The sequence below is a fragment of the Lactobacillus paragasseri genome (assembly GCF_003584685.1).
In the GTDB taxonomy this organism is placed as follows: Bacteria; Bacillota; Bacilli; order Lactobacillales; family Lactobacillaceae; genus Lactobacillus; species Lactobacillus paragasseri.
The window spans coordinates 603800-623000 of sequence record NZ_AP018549.1; the positions used below are offsets into that span (position 1 = coordinate 603800).

The window sequence follows — 19201 nt, forward strand, 5'->3', positions numbered from 1 at the left end:
GGTGAAAGTCATTATATTTTGATATTTGATGCAAGGTAATGCCACAATAGTGACAGTACGCAGTACATATTTTGAATATTTTTTAGATAAGGTATTGAATAAGCGGTAAATTTGATAGAATAAAACGACATTAAATTATATTATGTGAGGATAAAAAGATGAACGAAACCAAATTAAAAGAGATGTTAGATAAGATTAAAGCAAACTCTGATATTGCAACTGATCCAGAAGCTCAAAAATTGATTGACACCGCTATTGAAAAATTGGATAAGGAAATTAATTTACAAAAGGTAGTATTTAATCTAAAGCAAGATATTAATTTGTATTCTGTAGCACATGGATTTAAATTGCCTGAAACTTTGACCAAGTTGCAACTTTTATTAGATAAAGATCTCGACAAGTGGGCTGGTGCTGGTGCAACTTTGTCATTGACTAATTTTTAGATAAGAGTAAGTGATTTAATCGAATAATGAAATGTTAAAGTACTAAATTGGTCTAAAATGACTGATTTGGTACTTTTTTCCATTTTGGTTTTATTTTGAACAGAATTGGTAGATATAAAAACTTGTCGTATTTAATCATGTTAGTCTTATTTCATAAAATTTAGAAAGAGATGAGATACATGAAATTAAATAAGAAAATGACTGCATTAATGGTTGGAACAGCTACACTGGCTTGTTTATCAATTGCTGAGCCGGTAAAGGCACAAGAAGTACAAAATACTCAAACTCAAGAAGTAAAAGTAGAAAAGGATGCTGATGTAACACCTCAGGAATATGAAAATAACGTATCAGAATTTACGAGATTAAATATGGCGCAAGTTAAGGGGTTAATTAGTAAACGCGATAATAAAGAATATTTGCTTTATATTGGACGTCCAAGTTGTTATTATTGTCGTGAATTTTCTTTAGCATTAAAGGAATTTAATCAGTTAGCTGGTAGAAAATTACTGTATTTTGATATTGATAAGGAAGTTACGGCACATGACTATGTATTCAATGAATTGGGAATACCAGGTACACCATTTGTTATGAGAATAAAAAATGGAACAATCATAAGAGCATGGGTAGGTGGGGGAGTAAAGGCAACAGAACTTTTCAATTTTATCTATGCGTAATTAAAAGTATCAATTAGGTTCATTTTAACAATATTAGTACAAAAGATGGTAAATTTAGTCCATTTTTAAAATTATGAATTTATTTTTAGTATTGTATTTATAGAAAGTTGAAAATTATTAGAAAAAGTATTTATTACGGAGGACCTAAAATGAAAACTTTGAATGAACAGGAATTAACTCAAATCGTAGGAGGAAAAGGAAATAAAGGAATTAATTGGGCAAATGTTAGATGTGCTTCAGCAGTAACAATAGGAGCTTTAGGAGGGGGGTTAGCTGGACCAGGGGGCATGGTTGGCGGCTTTTTGCTTGGTTCAGGTGCATGCTTTTAAATAAAATTTTTGAAGAATAGAGCTAATTTTATATAATACAAGGAGAAAGATCATGAGAAAAATTAATAAAGAAGAATTAGTAGAAATTACTGGTGGATTTAATGCAGCTAAGTGTGCTGTTGGTACAGCAGGAGGAGCATTTTCAATTGCTCGAGGGAGTGCTGCTTTTGGAGTTCCTGGTATGGTAATTGGAGGAATTTTAGGTGGTGCAGCAGGAGCCCTTGCGTCTTGCAAATAATTATGAAATTTAAAGTACTGAATTGATAAGAATATCAGTTCAGTACTTTTTATATTTGAATAAAAATAAAACTGTAGAACATTTTTAGTATAAGATAAAGGGAGGATAAGAGAAAATATGGAAGGGTATATTCCGATTATTCTGTTTTTAGTAATTATTTTGTGTAATATTATTGTTTCGCTAAAACTGCATAAGATAGTCAAATTATCTGACACCACGAACATCTTAGTTGTTGGAATGGCGACTATGGTTATTTTTGCTTTAAAAGATTTAGACGCGTTTTCTTGGAGTTCAGCAATTGCTTGTGTTTTTATGAGTATCGTTGTTTTTAAAGATCTGTATGATGAATATCAAAATAAGTCTGAGGATCGTAACTAATGGGGAAGTCATATTCTTCCTTTTAATGTTTAATTACTAAAAAATTCAAATGTCAAAGAAGTAAAAAAGAAAAGGTATAGATAAAATTTATTGAAATCAATAAAAAGAAAGATATACGTACATCGTGAATGGATCGCAATTATTGTTAATGCACTCTTTGCATATTTGATTAACAAATTGTTTTTAGCTTTGACTAATAGTAGTGTTACGGCAAGTCTTGTAATTTTAATTGTCAGCATGAATAGTTTTTAATTACTTATTATGGTAAAGATAAACTTCAACAAAAGTTAAAGAACCAAAATGAGAAGTAAATTGGCTGTAAAAAGCGCTAAATAAGTCCATCTTTCATTATTGTAAAATTAATGAATAAATGATAATATTTGGAAACAAAACTACTCTTTGGAGGACAGAAATATGAAAAATGAATTGAAACAAGTGTTGAATGACTTTATCTCACTTGCTAAGACTCATTATGATAGGAAAGGCAATGAATACTTACTAGAACAACTTGAAGTTGCCTTAGACAAGTTAGAACATAATGTTCAAGATGAAGTAGATGAAGCCCGTGCAACTTATCAAAATATAAATACTATTTGCTTTGCTAATCATCTTCACTTAGAAACAGATGAAGAAGCATTACTTGAAAAGATTAAAGAATTTTCAATGAGTAAAGGCTGGCTTGGTGGATTAAACAGTTGGAATACAACTAATACTTGGCCTGGAAGATAAGAAAAATTTAACAAAGAATGAAGAGTAGTCGAATGCTACTCTTTTTTAATATATTAACTTTATGTGCATATTTTTTTAAAGTGAACTAAAATGGATCTGTAAAAAGGAATAGAAGTGATAACTTTGACTAAAAATGATGAAAACGATGAGATAATTAAGGTTGCTCAATTATCTGTTGAAGATGCACTGAAGGAATTAAATACTAGTCAAAGCGGCTTAACAATTGATGAAGTTCATACATTGCAGCAAAAATATGGAAAGAATATTTTTGCCAAAGCAAAACAGGAGCCACTTTGGAAGAAATTTTTAGCTAATTTTACTAATTTAATGGCGATTCTGCTTTGGGTAGCAGGTATTATTGCTTTTTGTGCTGATTTAGTGCAATTAGGAATTGCTATTTGGGCAGTAAATATCATTAATGGTATTTTTAGTTTTTGGCAAGAATTTCAAGCTGATAAGGCAACTGAGGCCTTAGCGAATATGCTTCCCTCTTATACTCGTGTTATAAGAAATGGTAAGGAAGAGAAGATTTTAGCTAAAGACTTAGTTCCTGGCGATATCGTTAAGCTTGAAGAGGGAGACGATATTCCAGCTGATATTCGTGTAATTGCAGCTACAACGGCTCAAGCAGATCAGTCCTCACTGACTGGTGAAGTGAACCCAGTTCATAAGGGGGCACATGCTGTTGAAGACGTTAAGAAGAAAAATCACGCTGATCTTAATAACATGATTTTTTCTGGTACTAATATGATGAAGGGCAACATTACCGGTGTTGTTGTCAAAACGGGCATGAATACTGATTTTGGTAGGATTGCTGAATTAACTCAAAACGTTGCTCAACAAAAGAGTCCGCTTGAAAAGGAACTAGATACTTTAACTAAGCAGATTTCAATTTTGGCAATTTCAATTGGAATTATTTTCTTCCTAATTGCTACTTTCTTTGTTCACTATCCTTTAGTAAAGGGCTTTGTTTTTGCCCTGGGAATGATTGTAGCCTTTATTCCAGAAGGATTAGAGCCAACAGTTACTTTATCTTTAGCTGGTGCAGTACAACGAATGGCAAAAAAGCACGCTTTAATTAAGCGCTTGTCTAGTGTAGAAACGTTAGGTTCAACATCAGTGATTTGTTCTGATAAAACAGGAACTTTAACTAAGAACGAAATGACAGTTAAGGAACTTTGGACACTAGAAAAGAGTTATCATGTGTCAGGTGAAGGCTATGCTGTTCGAGGCCATATTAAAGAAGGACCGAAGCATGTTTTTGCTAAAGATAACGATACTTTAAAAGAAGTATTACTTGGTGGCTTTTTTGCAGACAACGCAAGAATTCAAGCACCAGATAAAAAGCATGTCCGTTATCAAATCTTGGGCGATCCAACTGAAGCATGCCTTGAAGTGGTTGCTCGAAAAGGTAAAGTTGATGTTGAAGCTGAATTAAAAAATACGCCGCGAGTTAAAGAACTACCATTTGATTCAAGCAGAAAAATGATGACGGTAATTCAAAGCTCTGATGGCACACACCGTTTTAATACCTATACTAAAGGTGCTCCAAATTGTGTGGTTGATAAGTGTACTTCTTATTTAGAACACGGTGAGATAAAACCTATTACCCAGGAAATAAAAGATAAGATTATGCGAGCTAATGATGGCTATGCGAAGGATGGACTGCGTGTTTTAGCAGTTGCGGGACGTAATCTTGATCAAAAGATGATGAACAATTTAGACTCAGCAACGATTGAGACAGTTGAAGAAAATCTTACTTTCTTAGGTTTAACAGTCATGATGGATCCACCAAGAGCAGAAGTATATAAAGCTGCTCGTGAGTGTCGCAAAGCTGGAATTAAGGTAACGATGGTTACCGGTGATTATGGTTTAACTGCTAAAAGTATTGCGCGCCAGATTGGTTTGACCGATCCAGATAAGCCTTTAACTGTAATTACAGGGGATGCTTTAAAGACAATGCCAGATGATGAATTAAGACATTATCTTGAAGGTGAGGTTGTCTTTGCTAGAATGGCACCTGAGCAAAAATACCGTGTCGTTTCTATGTATGAAAAAATGGGCAATATTGTTGCTGCTACCGGTGACGGTGTTAACGATGCTCCAGCCTTAAAGAAAGCCAATATTGGAATTGCCATGGGCGGTACTGGTACTGATGTTGCAAAAGAAGCAGCTGATATGATTTTAACTGATGATAACTTTGCTTCTATCGTTGGTGCAATTAAAGAAGGACGCGGTGTGTACAGTAATATTCGTAAGTTCTTAATTTATATTTTGAACTCAAACATGCCTGAAGCAGTTCCTTCAGTCTTGTTCTTGCTTTCAGGTGGTGCAATTCCGCTTGCTTTAACTGTAATGGAAATTCTATTTATTGACCTAGGAACAGATATGATTCCAGCCCTCGGATTAGGACGGGAAGATCCTGAAAAAGGTATCATGGATCGACCTCCAAGGTCACCTAAAGATCACTTAATTAATAAGCATGTTTTAGCTAAAGCATTTTTATGGTATGGCTTAATTGCTTCAATTATTGCAACAGCAGCATTCTTTGGCGCTAATTTCTATCGTGGTCATATTTTTCCAAATTTGCCAGTGGTAGGTTGGGATTATCGTCAAGCAACGACAGTAACTTTAGCTGCAATTATCTTTTGTCAGATTGCGGCAGTATTAAATATTCGTTATTCAAGACAATCAATGTTTAATAGGCATTTCTTCAAGAATTCCATGATCTTTATCGGAATTATTATGGAGATAGTTTTGCTGCTATGCATTTCTTATGTGCCAGTTTTCCAGTCATTCTTTGGTACAGAGCCACTTAATGCACATGATTGGATTATGCTAGTATGTATTCCAATTCCTCTAATTTTAATTGATGAATTAAGAAAGTGGATTCTCAGGAAAAATTATAAAAAGTAAATAAACTTTAACTGCTAGTTTTAACTAGCAGTTTTTTCTTGCTAAAATATTAAAAATAAAGGTGGCGAAAGTATGAAAAAAGGATTGGTAATGGAAGGCGGAGCGATGCGCTGCATGTTTACCGCTGGTGTTATTGATACTTTAATGAAAGAAAAAATTAAGTTTGATGGAGCAATTGGTGTGTCAGCTGGGGCTGCATTTGGCTGTAATTATAAATCTGAACAAATAGGAAGAGTTTTACGTTATAACATTAAATATGCTCATGATCCTCGCTTATCAAGTTGGCAGTCGTGGCTAAAGACAGGAGATTTATATGGCGCTGATTTTTGCTACCGAGAGCTACCAGTTAAATTAGATATCTTTGATACAAATGCTTTTCAAAAAAATCCAATGGATTTTTGGTGTGTGGCAACTGACATTGATAATGGAGAAGCTGTATATCACAAGTTGTTGTCAGGCAAAGAGGCTGATTTAAAATGGATTCGTGCATCTTCTTCTATTCCAGTTTTTGCAAGGCCAGTAGAGATAGGTAATCGTAAATATTGGGATGGGGGAATTAGTGATTCAATCCCGATTAAATTTTTTGAAAAAATTGGCTATCAGAAGAATGTTGTAATTTTAACGCAGCCACTATCTTACCGAAAAGAAGCAAGTAAACTATACCCAGCGTTAGAGTTAGTATTACACAAGTATCCTGCTGTCTTAAAAAAATTGAAGACTAGGGCAACAGATTATAATGATGTCCTTAGTTACATTAGAAAAAAAGAAGTACAAGGCAAAATGTTAGTTATCAGGCCTCCTTATCCTTTAGATATTGGTACGATGGAAAAAGATCCTAAGGAATTGAAACGAGTATACAATATTGGCGTAAAAGAAGCTCAAAATTGTTTAAAAGCAGTTCAATCTTATTTAAAAGAATAATATTTACTTGTCTTCATTGCGTTTCATTCGCTATAATTAACAAAAGCTTAAAATTTCAGTTTTTAATTTTTAATAGTAATAATATAGAGGGAATGAGCGTAATGAAGAAAACAAAACTATTTAGTTTTTTCTTTGCATTTTTACTCTTCTTCTCACTCGGTGCCACTTTTATTCAACCAGCTCAAGCAGCTAGTGAAAAGAAAGTAGCAGAAGGTAGTGTTTTAAAGAAGATTAAAAAGAGTGGAGAGCTAGTAGTAGGTACATCCGCCGACTATCCGCCATTAGAATTTACAGCAAGTGAAAATGGCAAGACTAAGTATGTTGGAGTCGATATAGAATTAGCTAAAGATATTGCCAAAGATTTAAACGTAAAGCTTGTTATTAAAAATATGTCTTTTGATTCGCTGTTAGTTGCACTTGAAACAGGAAAGGTAGACATGGTTATTTCTGCCATGACGCCTACTCCTGAGAGAAAACAAAGTGTGGCTTTTTCAAAAATTTACTACAAGCCAAGTGGTGAATATTTTTTAGTAAACAAAAAAGATAAGGATAAGTATACAAGCATCCAAAGCCTTAAAGGCCAAACTATTGGTGCTCAAACAGGAAGTAACCAATATAATTTAGTTAAGTCGCAAATGAAAGATTCTAAGTTAAAAGGTCTTGGGAAAATTAATAACTTGGTCTTAGCTTTACAATCTGGTAAGGTTTCGGCAGTTGTCGTTGAAGAATTAATCGCTAAAGCTTATGCGGAAAATAATAATAGCTTAGCCGCAGTACGTTCAAACCTGAAAGAAACACAGTCTGGAAATGCAGTAGCAATTGCAAAGGGACAAGATGAATTAGTTGCTCAGGTGAATAAAACTATTGATCATGTTCAAAAGAAAGACTTAATTAATAAACAATACCTTCCAGCAGCTGCCAAATATATGAAAACGGAAAAGAAAAGTAATACTTTTGCTAAATATATTCCATACTTCTTCAAGGGCATCTGGTACACGATTGTAATTACTGTCTTTTCTGTCATTATTGGTATTGTTTTAGGAATCATTTTAGCCTTGATGCGCCTGTCTAAGAATCCAATTTTACATTGGCTTGCTGTTTGTTATATTGAATTTATTCGCGGTACGCCTCAAATGGTTCAAATCTTGTTTGTATACTTTGGAATTGGATATTTGATTTCTAATCTTTCAGCCTTGGTTGCTGGTATTATTGCCATTGGGCTTAATTCTGGAGCCTATGTGGCTGAGGATATTAGGTCAGGAATTGATTCTTTGCCAAAAGGACAAATGGAAGCAGCACGTTCCCTAGGTTTAAGCCGTCAGAAGGCATTTAGATATGTAATTATTCCTCAGGCAATAAAGAATATTTGGCCAGCCTTAGGTAATGAGTTTATTACTTTATTAAAGGACAGTTCTTTGGTTTCAGTAATTGGGGTTGCTGAATTAATGTACCAAACACAATTAGTTCAAACTTCAACTTATAAGGGTGTATTGCCATTATTCATTGCCATGATTATTTACTTTGTTATGACTTTCTCATTGACGAGATTGTTGAATCACTTTGAAAAGAGGATGAAGCGTAATGACAGCAATGATTAAGGTTGAACATTTAAAGAAAAGTTTTGGAAAAAAAGAAGTCCTCAAAGATATTTCAGCAAATGTTGATAAAGGAAAAGTTATCAGTATCATTGGCCCATCAGGTTCAGGAAAAAGTACATTTTTACGCTGTCTTAATGTACTTGAAAAGCCAAGTAGTGGTAAGATCGTTTTTGATGGACAAGATTTAACGCATATTAATGAAAAAGAGTTAGATGTTTTACGTGAAAGAATGGGAATGGTTTTTCAAAGTTTCAATCTTTTTCCTAATATGAATGTAGTTGAAAATATCAAACTTGCTCCAATGAAGGTTAAGGGCGTAAGTGAAGATGAGGCTGAGAAACAAGCTTTAGAATTACTGGCTAAAGTTGGTTTGAAAGATCGGGCTGAGCAATATCCTTCGAGTCTCTCTGGTGGTCAGCAGCAGCGTGTTGCCATTGCTCGGGCGTTAGCGATGGATCCAGAGGTAATGCTGTTTGATGAGCCAACAAGTGCATTAGACCCAGAGATGGTCGGAGAAGTTTTAAAGACAATGCAGGATTTAGCTGATTCGGGAATGACGATGGTTATCGTTACTCACGAAATGGGGTTTGCTCGTGAAGTTTCTGATGAAGTTTGGTTTATGGCGGATGGATATTTACAGGAACAGGGCAGTCCTGAACAAATTTTTGAAAATCCGCAGAGCCCACGTGCACAAGATTTCCTTTCTAAAGTTTTATAAATATTAATATTTCTTTTAAATAAGCACTTTCTTTTTACAAGGAGAGTGCTTTTCTTTATAATGGTTTCTTGATAAAAAAGTTGGAAAGGGATGAGTTTAATGAAGATTAGACAAGCTACAATGAATGACTATAATCAAATCATGGCGATTTTGAAGGATGGAGCAAACCAACTAGCAGAGCGCGGAGTTGATCAATGGCAAGGAGATTATCCTTCTCCAGATCAAATTAAAGATGATATTGAAAAAGGCTTTGCTTATCTTGCTGTTTCAGCTGATGGCGAAACTGTTGGAGCCATTTCAATTGTTGAAGCTCCAGATCATTCCTACGATAATTTAAAGGGTAAATGGCTTCGTAATACAGACAAGTATGTGGTAATACACCGTGTCGCAATTCATTCAAAGCATGCGGGCAATGGTTATGCTACTAAATTGTTGACTGAGGTAATTGATTATATTCGTGATAATCGTAAAGATATTGATAGTATTCGTATTGATACTCATGAAAATAATACTGCAATGCAGCATTTAATTGATAAAATGAGCTTTACTAAAGTAGGAGAACTACATGGCGTTTATCGTCCCGATGAAATTTCATATGTTTATGAAAATATCAGAGAATAGATAACTTTTTGGCTAGGTTGAAAAACCTAGCCTTTTGTTTAATTTAGACGTTCTGTTGACAAAGAATATTATGATAAAATATTCTTGTTAAATACTGTAAATTACATGGAGAAATTGATGAGAACAAATTTTAAATTTAAAATAGTTGCTGTTTTAGGACTGCTAGCTATTTTAATCGGACTTACAGGCTGTGCTAACAATAATAGCAATAAGATTACTGTTGTTGGATCTAGTGCCATGCAGCTTTTAGCTGAGCAAGCTGGAAATGACTATCGTCTTTCTCATCCAGACAGTAATATTGTTGTTCAAGGTGGAGGTTCTGGGACTGGTCTTAGCCAAGTACAGGCTGGTGCTGTTGAAATCGGAACTTCTGATGTTTTTGCTGAAACACAAAAAGGAATTGACACCAAAAAATTGCAAAATCATCTAGTTGCAGTTGTAGGTATTGTACCAATTGTTAATAAGAGCGCTGGCGTGAAAAATTTAACCAGACAGCAATTGAGTGATATTTTTACTGGTAAGATTACCAACTGGAAACAAGTTGGCGGAAAAAATCAAAATATCACTGTAATTAATCGTTCTAAAGGTAGCGGTACTCGAGGAACTTTTGAAGGCCTAATTCTGAACGGAAAAAAGCCAATTCAAGCGCAAGAACAAGATTCTAACGGTACTGTGCGTAAGATCGTCAGCTCTACGCCAGGGACGATTTCTTATATTTCTTTCCCATATGCTAATGATGAAAATATTCAAAAACTGAGTATTGACAAAATAAAGCCTACGAATAAAAATGTGGAAACAAATCGTTGGCATCTTTGGTCTTACGAGCATATGTATACTAAGGGAAAGCCTAATAAAAATGTTCAAAAGTTTATTGATTATATGCTTGGTAGTAAAGTTCAAAATGACTTAGTGCCAAAGCTAGGCTACATTAGTATCAATAAGATGCAAGTTGAACGTGATAGTAATAATCATGTTGTTCAAAAATAAAGAATAGGACGTTTTGATGAATAACAAAGATCTAAAAAAAGTAGTTGAATCTGCTTTAGATAAGCAAAAGGTTCCTCATGTTAAATTAAAGAAGATTGGAGCTAGCAAGGTTGATGTTGCTAGTTTAACTGAACCCTCAAAAGAAACGCGACAAGAATATTGGGGTAAGGGGTTAACTTACTGTGCTATTATCTTAATTATTATTTTAGTTGCTTCAATTATTGGTTTTATTGGCTTCCATGGCTTAGAAACATTTACTAAAGACCACGTAAATGTATTTCAATTTTTGGCTTCTAGTGACTGGGATCCAGGTGAAGGAAAGAGCCATGTTGGTGCAGCTGCAATGATTGTAACTTCTTTTTCAGTAACTTTATTAGCAGCTTTAGTAGCAACACCATTTGCCATTGCAGTAGCCTTGTTTATGACTGAATATTCTTCTAAAAAAGGCGCGCGCTTTTTACAATCCGTAATTGAATTATTAGTTGGGATTCCATCTGTTGTTTACGGATTTTTGGGGTTAACAATTATTGTTCCATTTATTAGAAATATTTTTAGTGGCACAGGATTTGGTATTTTGTCTGCTACTTTGGTTTTATTTGTCATGGTCTTACCAACGATTACTTCTTTGACTGTTGACAGTTTAAAGGCTGTTCCTTCTGACTACCGAAAGGCTTCTTTGGCTTTGGGAGCAACTAAGTGGCAAACAATTTATAAGGTGATTTTGCGAGTTGCTTCTCCTAGAATTATGACTGCGGTAATTTTCGGAATGGCACGTGCTTTTGGGGAAGCATTAGCCGTACAAATGGTTATTGGTAATGCGGTTTTAATGCCAGCTAACTTAGTAAGTCCATCAGCTACTTTAACTAGTCAATTAACTAGTCAAATGGGAAATACCGTGATGGGAACTTTGCCTAATAATGCCCTTTGGTCCTTAGCCTTGTTATTATTAATTATGTCTTTAGTCTTTAACTTCTTAGTCCGCTTAATTGGAAAGAGAGGACAGAAATAATGAATGCAAAAACGCGTAATAAAATTGCTACGGCTGGTATTTATACCTTGGTGAGTATTGTCGTAATTATTCTTTTTGGAATTTTAGGCGATATTTTAGTTTCTGGTGTACCACATCTTTCATGGCATTTTTTATCTTCTGAAGCCTCTTCTTATCAAGCTGGTGGTGGAGTAAGAGATCAGCTTTTTAATTCTTTATATTTATTAGTCTTGACACTGATTATTTCTTTGCCAATTGCATTAGGGGCTGGGATTTATTTAGCAGAATATGCTAAGGATAATTGGTTTACAAACTTAATTAGAACAACCATTGAAATCTGAGTTCTTTACCATCCATTGTTGTAGGTTTATTTGGTTACTTATTATTTGTAGTGCAATTTGGTTTTGGCTTTTCTATTATTTCTGGTGCATTAGCACTAACATTTTTTAATCTACCAACTTTGACTAGTAATATTGAACAAGCTATTGAAGGTGTTCCACAAGCCCAAAGAGATGCTGGACTTGCTTTAGGCTTATCGAACTGGAAGACAATTCGGGGGATTGTTTTACCTGCAGCTTTACCTGGAATTTTAACAGGTATTATTTTAAGTGCTGGTAGAATTTTTGGTGAAGCAGCAGCTTTAATTTATACTGCAGGTCAAAGTGGATCAACAATTGACTATAGTAATTGGAATCCGCTTAGTCCAACTAGTTTCTTAAATGTTATGCGCCCAGCAGAAACTTTAGCTGTTCATATTTGGAAAGTTAATACCGAAGGAATCATTCCTGATGCAACAATTGTTTCAGCTGCAACTTCTGCTTTATTAATCATTGTGGTTATTTTGTTTAACCTGGGTGCACGTGCCTTAGGTAACCATTTATACCGCAAGTTGACAGCTGCTAAGTCATAAGGAGAAATTTATGCAAAATGTAAATGAAGCACCTACTTTTATTCATCAATTCGATCAAGATGAACAAATTATTTCTACTAAGGACCTTAGTGTTTTTTACGGTGGGAGTATTCAAAAGCTTTTTGGAGCTAGTCTGCAATTTAAGAAAAAAACAATTACTGCCTTAATTGGTGGATCTGGATCAGGAAAGTCGACTTTTTTACGTTGCCTTAATAGAATGAATGATAAGGTTGCTCGAGTTGATGGTGAAATTTGGTATCACGGCTTAGATATTAATAAAAACAATATCAATGTTTACCAATTAAGAAAAAATATTGGCATGGTCTTTCAAAAGCCAAATCCATTTCCAAAATCAATTAGAGAAAATATTACGTATGCTCTAAAAGCAAATGGCGAAAAAGATAAGCAAAAGCTAGATCAAATTGTCGAAGAAAGTTTAAGAGCAGCTGCTTTGTGGGATGAAGTGAAGGATAAGCTAGATAAGAGTGCCTTAGCCATGTCAGGTGGACAACAGCAACGTTTATGTATTGCTCGAGCGCTTGCCTTGAAACCCGAAATTCTGCTTCTTGATGAACCGGCTAGTGCGCTTGATCCTGTTTCTACCTCTAAGCTTGAAGATACGCTCAAGCAATTGAGAACCGATTATACGATGATTATGGTTACTCATAATATGCAGCAAGCTAGTCGTATTAGTGACTATACAGCTTTCTTTCATTTAGGACATGTTCTAGAGTACGATAAAACAGAAAATATTTTCACTAATCCTAAGGGTGAAATTACGGAAGATTATATTCGCGGAAGTTTTGGATAAGGGGTTTACTGTGGAAAATATTATTACAAGTAGAGATGTTCATCTAAGTTATGGAAATGTTGAAGCCTTGCATGGGATTAGCTTGGATTTTGAAGAAAAAGAATTAACTGCTTTAATTGGACCTTCGGGATGTGGAAAGTCAACTTTCTTGCGCTGTTTAAATAGAATGAACGATGATATTCCCAACATTCATATTAGCGGTGATATTCAGTTCGAAGGACAAAACATTTATGGTTCTAAGATGGATCTGGTAGAATTGCGTAAAGAAGTTGGGATGGTTTTCCAGCAGCCGAGTCCTTTTCCATTTTCTGTTTATGACAATATTGCTTACGGATTAAAGATTGCTGGAATTAAGGATAAAGAGTTAATTGATCAGCGCGTTGAAGAAAGTCTTAAGCAGGCAGCAATTTGGAAAGAAACAAAAGATAATTTAGATCGCAATGCCCAAGCCTTTTCTGGTGGTCAGCAGCAAAGAATTTGTATTGCGCGTACTTTAGCAGTTCGTCCGAAAGTAGTTTTGCTTGATGAACCCACGAGTGCGCTTGATCCAATTTCAAGTAGTGAAATTGAGGAAACCTTACTTGAATTAAAGCATGAATATACTTTCATCATGGTAACGCATAACTTGCAGCAGGCCAGTCGAATCAGCGATTATACTGCTTTCTTAATGAGTGGGGACTTAATTGAATATGGTAAAACAGCTGATATGTTTATGAATCCTAAGAAACAGATTACAAGTGATTATCTGAATGGACGTTTTGGTTAATAAGGAGAAGTTTTAAGATGCATGAAGTTTTTTTAGATGAATTACGTAAATTAAATACCCGCTTTATGGGGATGGGGATTGATGTTAGTGAGTCAATTGAGGAAGCTACCCAAGCCTTTGTTGATCATGATAAAAAATTAGCTCAAAGCCTAGTAAAAGATGATCAAAAAGTTTCTCGGGCTGCTACTAAAGTTGAGAAGAGAACCTTGAAGTTAATGGCTCTTCAGCAACCAGTTGCTAGTGACTTTAGAAATGTAATTAGTATCTTAAAGGCAACGGGAGATTTAGAACGAATTGGCGAAAATGCACTTTCAATTGCTTGGGAGACAATAAGAGTAAAGGGTAATCCACGTATTCCAGAAGTTGAAACAATTATTAAGTCAATGTCTAAGAAAGTTAACTTCATGCTTGATCAAGTTTTAAAAGCTTATGTTCAAGGTGATGAAAAATTAGCTCGTGAAGTTGCTAAAAAAGATGACGAAGTAGATGAAGATTATGTGAAGGCGCGTAAGTTGATTATTGCTGGGATTAAACAAGATCCAGAAGCTGCAGTTGCTTCTTCAAGTTACTTTATGGTAATTCGTTTACTAGAACGTATTGGTGACCACGTAGTTAATTTAGCACAGTGGGTTGTTTATAAGATGTCAGGTGAATTAGTTGACTTAAATACTAAAGATACTGATGAAATGACTGAACTATAATTGAAAATATTTAAATTAGAAGACTGCAATTTTGCAGTCTTTTTTGTGTAGATAAATGTAAGCGCGTGCAAATTTTCATAAAGAAATCTATAATAAAACTATAAATAAAACTGTAAATGTGATCGGGGGAAGTTATGAGTAATACAGTTCAAAAAAAGAAAAAGCATCAATTTCCAACAGCGTATACGGTTATTATTATCGTTCTGCTATTGGTGCAGATTTTAACGTTTTTTATCCCATCAGGTAATTATGCAACGCTTGAGTATGATCAACCTAATAAGGAGTTTGTGATTACTAAGCCAAATGGTAGTAAACATAAAGAAGCAGCAACTCAAAAAACTTTAGATAAGTATAAAGTTAAGATTGACGTGAAGAAGTTTACTAATGGTACCATTTATAAGCCTGTGGCAATTCCTGATTCTTATGAAAAGATCGATCAGAAAAAGCCAGGACTAGGCGGAGCAATTTATCAATTTTTATCTTCACAAGTAAACGGGATTGCGCAAAGTATTGATATTATTGCCTTTGTTTTAATTCTTGGTGGATGTATTGGTGTTGTTCACGCAAATGGTGCAATTGATGCCGGTATGCAGGCACTTTCTAAAAAGATTAAAGGTAAGCAAGTATTATTGATTGTTTTGGTAATGGGCTTGATTGCCATTGGTGGTACAACTTTTGGTTTAGCTGAAGAAACCATGGCCTTTTATCCAATTTTGATTCCAGTATTTTTACTGGCAGGATTTGACCGTATGACGGTTGTCGCGACGATCTTCTTAGGAACCAGCATTGGTACGATGGCGTCAACTATTAACCCATTTTCAACTGTAATTGCTTCTAATACTGCTGGTGTTAACTTTACAGAGGCATTGCCGTTAAGAATTTGCATGTGGGCAACTTGTGTTATTGTGGGGATGATTTATGTTATTGCATATGCTAAAAAGGTACAAAAGAACCCTAAGGCTTCATATGTTTATAATGATTTCGTTAAGGAAGATCAAGAATATCTGAATCAAGACCAAACAATACAAGAGCATGAATTTACTTGGCGCCAAAAATTAACATTACTTGTTTTCGCAATTGCATTTATTGTAATGATTTGGGGCGTTCAGCAAAAGGGCTGGTACTTCACTGAAATTGCAGTTGTCTTCTTAGCAACTGGATATATTTTTGCCTTTATTTCAGGCTTAAGTGAGCACAAGTTTGTTGAAAGCTTCGTAAATGGTGCAGGCGACTTATTAGGTGTAGCTTTAACAATTGGATTAGCGCGTGCCGTTTCAATTGTGATGGAAGAAAGTCAGACTAGCGATACCATTATGAACTTCTTTAGCCAACAAGTTTCTGGTATGCCACCACTACTGTTCATTTGGTTTATGTTCTTGGTCTACATTGTTTTAGGATTCTTTATTCAATCATCTTCAGGTTTAGCCGTTCTTTCAATGCCAATTATGGCACCATTAGCTAACGTAGTTGGTATTGACCGAGCAAGTATTATTGATGCTTATAACTGGGGACAAGGCTTTATCAGCTTGGTAGCTCCAACTGGTTTGATTTTAATGAGCTTAATGATGGTGAATATCGGCTTTAATAAGTGGTTTAAGTTTTGCTGGAAATTATTAGTAATTGAATTTGGTATTTGTTTAGCCTTTTTAGCAATTGGCTTAGTTGTTTACTGATAAGGCAGATAAATAGCTTTTATTAATTTTTATAGTTATGATTTAAATATAAATATTGTTTTATTCAAGGAGGCATTTTTATGGCTTATCCAAAAACTAAAAAAATTATGAATGAAATCGTTGCTGATTTAACTCAAGCGCATATGGTTGTTCATCAACATCATTGGTATATGCTCGGAAGAGGATTTTTGAAATTACACCCATATTTAGATGATGTAATGGATGAATTAGCTGAACAACAAGATGGAGTTGCAGAAAGATTAATTGAGATTAACGGTAGTCCAATTTCAACTTATGAAGAAGTATTAGAAGAAACTAACGTTCCAGATCAAGTTGGCAGCTGGGACTTATCCATGGAAGAAAGATTTCAATTAATTGTTAATGCATATAAGCAATTACGAGATGATTATGAACGTGGTATTAAGATTAGTGAAGATGAAGGCGACAATTCCACTAATGACTTATTAATTGCTTATCATACCGCCGTTGAAAAGAGAATCTGGATGATGTCAGCTGAACTTGGTAAGAGACCTGGCGAAGGTGAATAGATTTTAAAGAATAAAAAAGGAGCGAATGAATTTTTGCTCCTTTTTATCGTTTATTGTATGATTTAGAAAAATTATAAGTTAAATATATTCTTTTAAGTGAAATGAAAAATTTAGGTATAACAATGGATCTATTTAACAACCAACAAGCTCGAGATGCTGCAATTAAAGCCATGCATGAATATCATTTAGCCTATAAAGCAGGGCAAAGTATTGATACAACAGAAGTTAAACAATCGCTGAAAAAGCTATCTCAATCAGATAGAACTTTTATGTTTATTATAGGAAATACAAGCAATCCATTAGTTGCAATTCCGTCGATCAATTATGATATAAAGAAAAACACTTTAAATAAATTAATTATGGCCTACTTTTATTTCAAAAAAGAAACCGAAAACAAAATGGACAGGCAAATATTAGTGGTGCAGGCAGATAACTTTTATAAATCAGTTGCCTTAAATAAATAATAAATGCTCCTTTTTGCTATAATTAAAAGAAAAAGATCGTGCATGAAAGGAAAAATTGATGAATAAAGTTACAATTGTTGGATCAATTAACGTTGACAACATTATGCATATCAAGAAACTTCCTCAACCAGGAGAAACAATAGCAATGTCCGAATTTTCAAAGGCAGCTGGTGGAAAAGGCGCAAATCAAGCAGTTGCAAGTAGTCGTGCCAAGAATGAAACAATATTTGTTGGCCGTGTTGGAGATGATGACAATGGCCGCTTTATGCTTGAACAATTTAAGGATAATGGAGTTAATGTTGATCATGTAACAGTAACGCCTAATGAACAAACTGGTCAAGCTTATATCTTGCTTCAAGAATCTGGTCAAAATTCGATTATTATTCAACATGGTGCCAACTTTGATGTAACTGCTGAAGATGTTAGAAATGCCAAGGATCAAATTGAAGATAGCGATTTTGTGATTGCACAATTTGAAACTCCACTTGAAGCAACTATTGAAGCCTTCAAGATTGCTAGAGCTGCAGGTAAAACTACTATTTTAAATCCTGCTCCTGCTCGTACTGACATTCCAAAAGAATTATTAGAGTTGACCGATTTAATTACTCCTAATGAAACTGAAGCTGAAAGTATTACCGGGATTAAGGTTGATAGTGAAGAATCAATGAAGAAAAGCAGTGAAGTCTTTCATCAGATGGGGATTAAAGGCGTAATTATCACTATTGGTGAACGTGGTTCTTATGTTTCCTATGAAGATATTGAAGAGATTATTCCAGCCTTTAAAGTCAAGGCCGTAGATACAACCGCTGCAGGTGACACTTTCTTAGGTGCTCTATCTAGTGAGTTAAAACCTGATTTAAGCAACTTAAAAGATAGTGTTGTTTATGCGTCTAAATCTTCGTCATTTACTGTACAAAAACTAGGTGCATTTCCATCCATTCCGACTAGAGATGTAGTTGAGCAAGCTTTAAAGGAGAATTAAATAATGGACAAGAGTGAGCAAGATCAATTAAAAAAGGAAGCAGCCACTAAAGCTGCTATGATGGTAGAATCTGATTCTGTTTTAGGTGTTGGAACTGGGTCAACAGTTGCTTTCTTTATTGATGCATTAGGTGAACGCAAAGAAAAAGAGGGTTTTAGTCTTAAGCATATTGTTACTACTTCTAATCGTAGTAAAAAGCAACTTGAAGGTTTAGGCTTTAAAGTTGATGAGTTAGCAGATATTGACCAGGCAGATTTGACTGTAGATGGAGCAGATCGTGTTGATGATAATCTAGATGGAATCAAGGGTGGCGGTGGCGCTTTAACTTTAGAAAAGAATGTCGCTATTAACTCAAAGAAGATCATTTGGATTGTTGATGAATCTAAACTGGTTCACCACCTAAGTGGTTTTCCGCTTCCAGTTGAGGTTTTACCAGTTTCAGCTGAACAAAATTTTAAACGTTTTGAAGTAGAAGGCTTAAAGCCGCAATGGCGTCTAGATGATAACGGCAAGCGTTATGTAACGCATTATGGAAATTATATTATTGACTTAGCTGCTGATCCAACTCCTGTACCATATGGCTTAGCAGATTACTTAGATCACACAGTTGGTGTTGTTGAACATGGATTGTTCTTAGATATGTGCGATGAAGTTATTATTGCTCATAGCGATGGTACGATTGAAGATAAGAAAAGAAAATAGATAGTTTTAAAGAAAATAATCTAACTTTTAAAGACTTGACTAGTTCAAGTCTTTTTTTGTAACAAATCTTAGTTCATAATAAATATGATACGTAAATTTAGAAA

21 protein-coding genes and 1 pseudogene are annotated in these 19201 nt (G+C 34.7%); all 22 read left to right on the forward strand.

Annotated features, from left to right (window positions below; all coding sequences use genetic code 11):
• Window positions 1–158: 158 nt before the first annotated feature.
• The 22 genes and pseudogenes from LpgJCM5343_RS02835 to rpiA all read left to right on the forward strand — a co-directional run bounded on the left by LpgJCM5343_RS02835 (window position 159) and on the right by rpiA (window position 19097).
• Window positions 159–443: a bacteriocin immunity protein gene (locus tag LpgJCM5343_RS02835; protein ID WP_101890484.1), complete on the forward strand. Its 285-nt coding sequence runs from the start codon at window positions 159–161 to the stop codon at window positions 441–443.
• A 179-nt stretch (window positions 444–622) separates the two neighbouring features.
• Entirely contained in the window at window positions 623–1117 is a 495-nt protein-coding gene (locus tag LpgJCM5343_RS02840) for a DUF6568 family protein (RefSeq protein ID WP_101890485.1), read from the forward strand.
• A 149-nt stretch (window positions 1118–1266) separates the two neighbouring features.
• On the forward strand, window positions 1267–1446 hold the full coding sequence (locus LpgJCM5343_RS02845) for a bacteriocin (RefSeq protein ID WP_101890486.1): 180 nt from the start codon (window positions 1267–1269) through the stop codon (window positions 1444–1446).
• A gap of 52 nt (window positions 1447–1498) precedes the next feature.
• Window positions 1499–1684, forward strand: coding sequence for a Blp family class II bacteriocin (locus tag LpgJCM5343_RS02850; protein ID WP_101890487.1), 186 nt, complete (start codon window positions 1499–1501; stop codon window positions 1682–1684).
• Window positions 1685–1801: 117 nt separating this feature from the next.
• Entirely contained in the window at window positions 1802–2062 is a 261-nt protein-coding gene (locus LpgJCM5343_RS02855) for a hypothetical protein (RefSeq protein WP_101890488.1), read from the forward strand.
• A 414-nt stretch (window positions 2063–2476) separates the two neighbouring features.
• Window positions 2477–2791, forward strand: a complete 315-nt coding sequence (locus LpgJCM5343_RS02865) for a bacteriocin immunity protein (protein ID WP_101890489.1) — start codon at window positions 2477–2479, stop codon at window positions 2789–2791.
• A gap of 114 nt (window positions 2792–2905) precedes the next feature.
• Window positions 2906–5707: a cation-translocating P-type ATPase gene (locus LpgJCM5343_RS02870; protein ID WP_101890490.1), complete on the forward strand. Its 2802-nt coding sequence runs from the start codon at window positions 2906–2908 to the stop codon at window positions 5705–5707.
• A 72-nt stretch (window positions 5708–5779) separates the two neighbouring features.
• Complete coding sequence (locus tag LpgJCM5343_RS02875; RefSeq protein WP_039157117.1) at window positions 5780–6628, forward strand: patatin-like phospholipase family protein; 849 nt, start codon at window positions 5780–5782, stop codon at window positions 6626–6628.
• Between the two features lie 101 nt (window positions 6629–6729).
• Window positions 6730–8226 (forward strand): ABC transporter substrate-binding protein/permease, encoded by a 1497-nt coding sequence (locus LpgJCM5343_RS02880; protein ID WP_035429810.1) that lies wholly within the window; start codon window positions 6730–6732, stop codon window positions 8224–8226.
• Window positions 8210–8944 carry an amino acid ABC transporter ATP-binding protein gene (locus tag LpgJCM5343_RS02885; RefSeq protein WP_101890491.1) on the forward strand — a complete coding sequence of 245 codons (735 nt, stop codon included), beginning with the start codon at window positions 8210–8212 and terminating at the stop codon, window positions 8942–8944. Before LpgJCM5343_RS02880 ends, LpgJCM5343_RS02885 begins: the two co-directional genes overlap by 17 nt.
• 99 nt (window positions 8945–9043) lie before the next feature.
• Window positions 9044–9565, forward strand: coding sequence for a GNAT family N-acetyltransferase (locus tag LpgJCM5343_RS02890; RefSeq protein ID WP_167435359.1), 522 nt, complete (start codon window positions 9044–9046; stop codon window positions 9563–9565).
• Between the two features lie 117 nt (window positions 9566–9682).
• Entirely contained in the window at window positions 9683–10552 is an 870-nt protein-coding gene (locus LpgJCM5343_RS02895) for a phosphate ABC transporter substrate-binding protein (RefSeq protein ID WP_101890493.1), read from the forward strand.
• 16 nt (window positions 10553–10568) lie between these two features.
• Entirely contained in the window at window positions 10569–11561 is a 993-nt protein-coding gene (gene pstC, locus LpgJCM5343_RS02900) for a phosphate ABC transporter permease subunit PstC (protein ID WP_101890494.1), read from the forward strand.
• Window positions 11561–12450 (forward strand): annotated as a pseudogene (gene pstA / locus LpgJCM5343_RS02905) (phosphate ABC transporter permease PstA). The gene pstC and the pseudogene pstA overlap by 1 nt, the downstream one beginning before the upstream one ends.
• A 10-nt stretch (window positions 12451–12460) precedes the next feature.
• On the forward strand, window positions 12461–13261 hold the full coding sequence (pstB, locus tag LpgJCM5343_RS02910) for a phosphate ABC transporter ATP-binding protein PstB (protein WP_003647608.1): 801 nt from the start codon (window positions 12461–12463) through the stop codon (window positions 13259–13261).
• A 10-nt stretch (window positions 13262–13271) separates the two neighbouring features.
• Window positions 13272–14027, forward strand: coding sequence for a phosphate ABC transporter ATP-binding protein PstB (pstB, locus tag LpgJCM5343_RS02915; RefSeq protein ID WP_101890495.1), 756 nt, complete (start codon window positions 13272–13274; stop codon window positions 14025–14027).
• A gap of 17 nt (window positions 14028–14044) precedes the next feature.
• On the forward strand, window positions 14045–14728 hold the full coding sequence (phoU, locus tag LpgJCM5343_RS02920) for a phosphate signaling complex protein PhoU (RefSeq protein ID WP_048684893.1): 684 nt from the start codon (window positions 14045–14047) through the stop codon (window positions 14726–14728).
• A 134-nt stretch (window positions 14729–14862) separates the two neighbouring features.
• Window positions 14863–16401, forward strand: coding sequence for a YfcC family protein (locus LpgJCM5343_RS02925; RefSeq protein ID WP_101890496.1), 1539 nt, complete (start codon window positions 14863–14865; stop codon window positions 16399–16401).
• 80 nt (window positions 16402–16481) lie between these two features.
• On the forward strand, window positions 16482–16949 hold the full coding sequence (locus tag LpgJCM5343_RS02930) for a Dps family protein (protein WP_003649196.1): 468 nt from the start codon (window positions 16482–16484) through the stop codon (window positions 16947–16949).
• Window positions 16950–17050: 101 nt separating this feature from the next.
• A complete protein-coding gene (locus LpgJCM5343_RS02935) occupies window positions 17051–17413 on the forward strand; it encodes a hypothetical protein (RefSeq protein WP_231589391.1) in 363 nt (120 codons plus the stop codon).
• 58 nt (window positions 17414–17471) lie between these two features.
• Window positions 17472–18395 carry a ribokinase gene (rbsK, locus tag LpgJCM5343_RS02940; RefSeq protein ID WP_003649194.1) on the forward strand — a complete coding sequence of 308 codons (924 nt, stop codon included), beginning with the start codon at window positions 17472–17474 and terminating at the stop codon, window positions 18393–18395.
• 3 nt (window positions 18396–18398) lie between these two features.
• A complete protein-coding gene (gene rpiA, locus LpgJCM5343_RS02945) occupies window positions 18399–19097 on the forward strand; it encodes a ribose-5-phosphate isomerase RpiA (protein ID WP_039157104.1) in 699 nt (232 codons plus the stop codon).
• The last annotated feature ends 104 nt before the right edge of the window (window positions 19098–19201 follow it).

Excerpts from the sequence above, each read along its gene's own strand:
- LpgJCM5343_RS02835 (WP_101890484.1), top strand. The coding sequence starts at position 159 with ATGAACGAAACCAAATTAAAAGAGATGTTAGATAAGATTAAAGCAAAC.
- LpgJCM5343_RS02840 (WP_101890485.1), top strand. The coding sequence starts at position 623 with ATGAAATTAAATAAGAAAATGACTGCATTAATGGTTGGAACAGCTACA.
- LpgJCM5343_RS02845 (WP_101890486.1), top strand. The coding sequence starts at position 1,267 with ATGAAAACTTTGAATGAACAGGAATTAACTCAAATCGTAGGAGGAAAA.
- LpgJCM5343_RS02850 (WP_101890487.1), top strand. The coding sequence starts at position 1,499 with ATGAGAAAAATTAATAAAGAAGAATTAGTAGAAATTACTGGTGGATTT.
- LpgJCM5343_RS02855 (WP_101890488.1), top strand. The coding sequence starts at position 1,802 with ATGGAAGGGTATATTCCGATTATTCTGTTTTTAGTAATTATTTTGTGT.
- LpgJCM5343_RS02865 (WP_101890489.1), top strand. The coding sequence starts at position 2,477 with ATGAAAAATGAATTGAAACAAGTGTTGAATGACTTTATCTCACTTGCT.
- LpgJCM5343_RS02875 (WP_039157117.1), top strand. The coding sequence starts at position 5,780 with ATGAAAAAAGGATTGGTAATGGAAGGCGGAGCGATGCGCTGCATGTTT.
- LpgJCM5343_RS02880 (WP_035429810.1), top strand. The coding sequence starts at position 6,730 with ATGAAGAAAACAAAACTATTTAGTTTTTTCTTTGCATTTTTACTCTTC.
- LpgJCM5343_RS02885 (WP_101890491.1), top strand. The coding sequence starts at position 8,210 with ATGACAGCAATGATTAAGGTTGAACATTTAAAGAAAAGTTTTGGAAAA.
- LpgJCM5343_RS02890 (WP_167435359.1), top strand. The coding sequence starts at position 9,044 with ATGAAGATTAGACAAGCTACAATGAATGACTATAATCAAATCATGGCG.
- LpgJCM5343_RS02895 (WP_101890493.1), top strand. The coding sequence starts at position 9,683 with ATGAGAACAAATTTTAAATTTAAAATAGTTGCTGTTTTAGGACTGCTA.
- pstC (WP_101890494.1), top strand. The coding sequence starts at position 10,569 with ATGAATAACAAAGATCTAAAAAAAGTAGTTGAATCTGCTTTAGATAAG.
- pstB (WP_003647608.1), top strand. The coding sequence starts at position 12,461 with ATGCAAAATGTAAATGAAGCACCTACTTTTATTCATCAATTCGATCAA.
- phoU (WP_048684893.1), top strand. The coding sequence starts at position 14,045 with ATGCATGAAGTTTTTTTAGATGAATTACGTAAATTAAATACCCGCTTT.
- LpgJCM5343_RS02925 (WP_101890496.1), top strand. The coding sequence starts at position 14,863 with ATGAGTAATACAGTTCAAAAAAAGAAAAAGCATCAATTTCCAACAGCG.
- LpgJCM5343_RS02930 (WP_003649196.1), top strand. The coding sequence starts at position 16,482 with ATGGCTTATCCAAAAACTAAAAAAATTATGAATGAAATCGTTGCTGAT.
- LpgJCM5343_RS02935 (WP_231589391.1), top strand. The coding sequence starts at position 17,051 with ATGAAAAATTTAGGTATAACAATGGATCTATTTAACAACCAACAAGCT.
- rbsK (WP_003649194.1), top strand. The coding sequence starts at position 17,472 with ATGAATAAAGTTACAATTGTTGGATCAATTAACGTTGACAACATTATG.
- rpiA (WP_039157104.1), top strand. The coding sequence starts at position 18,399 with ATGGACAAGAGTGAGCAAGATCAATTAAAAAAGGAAGCAGCCACTAAA.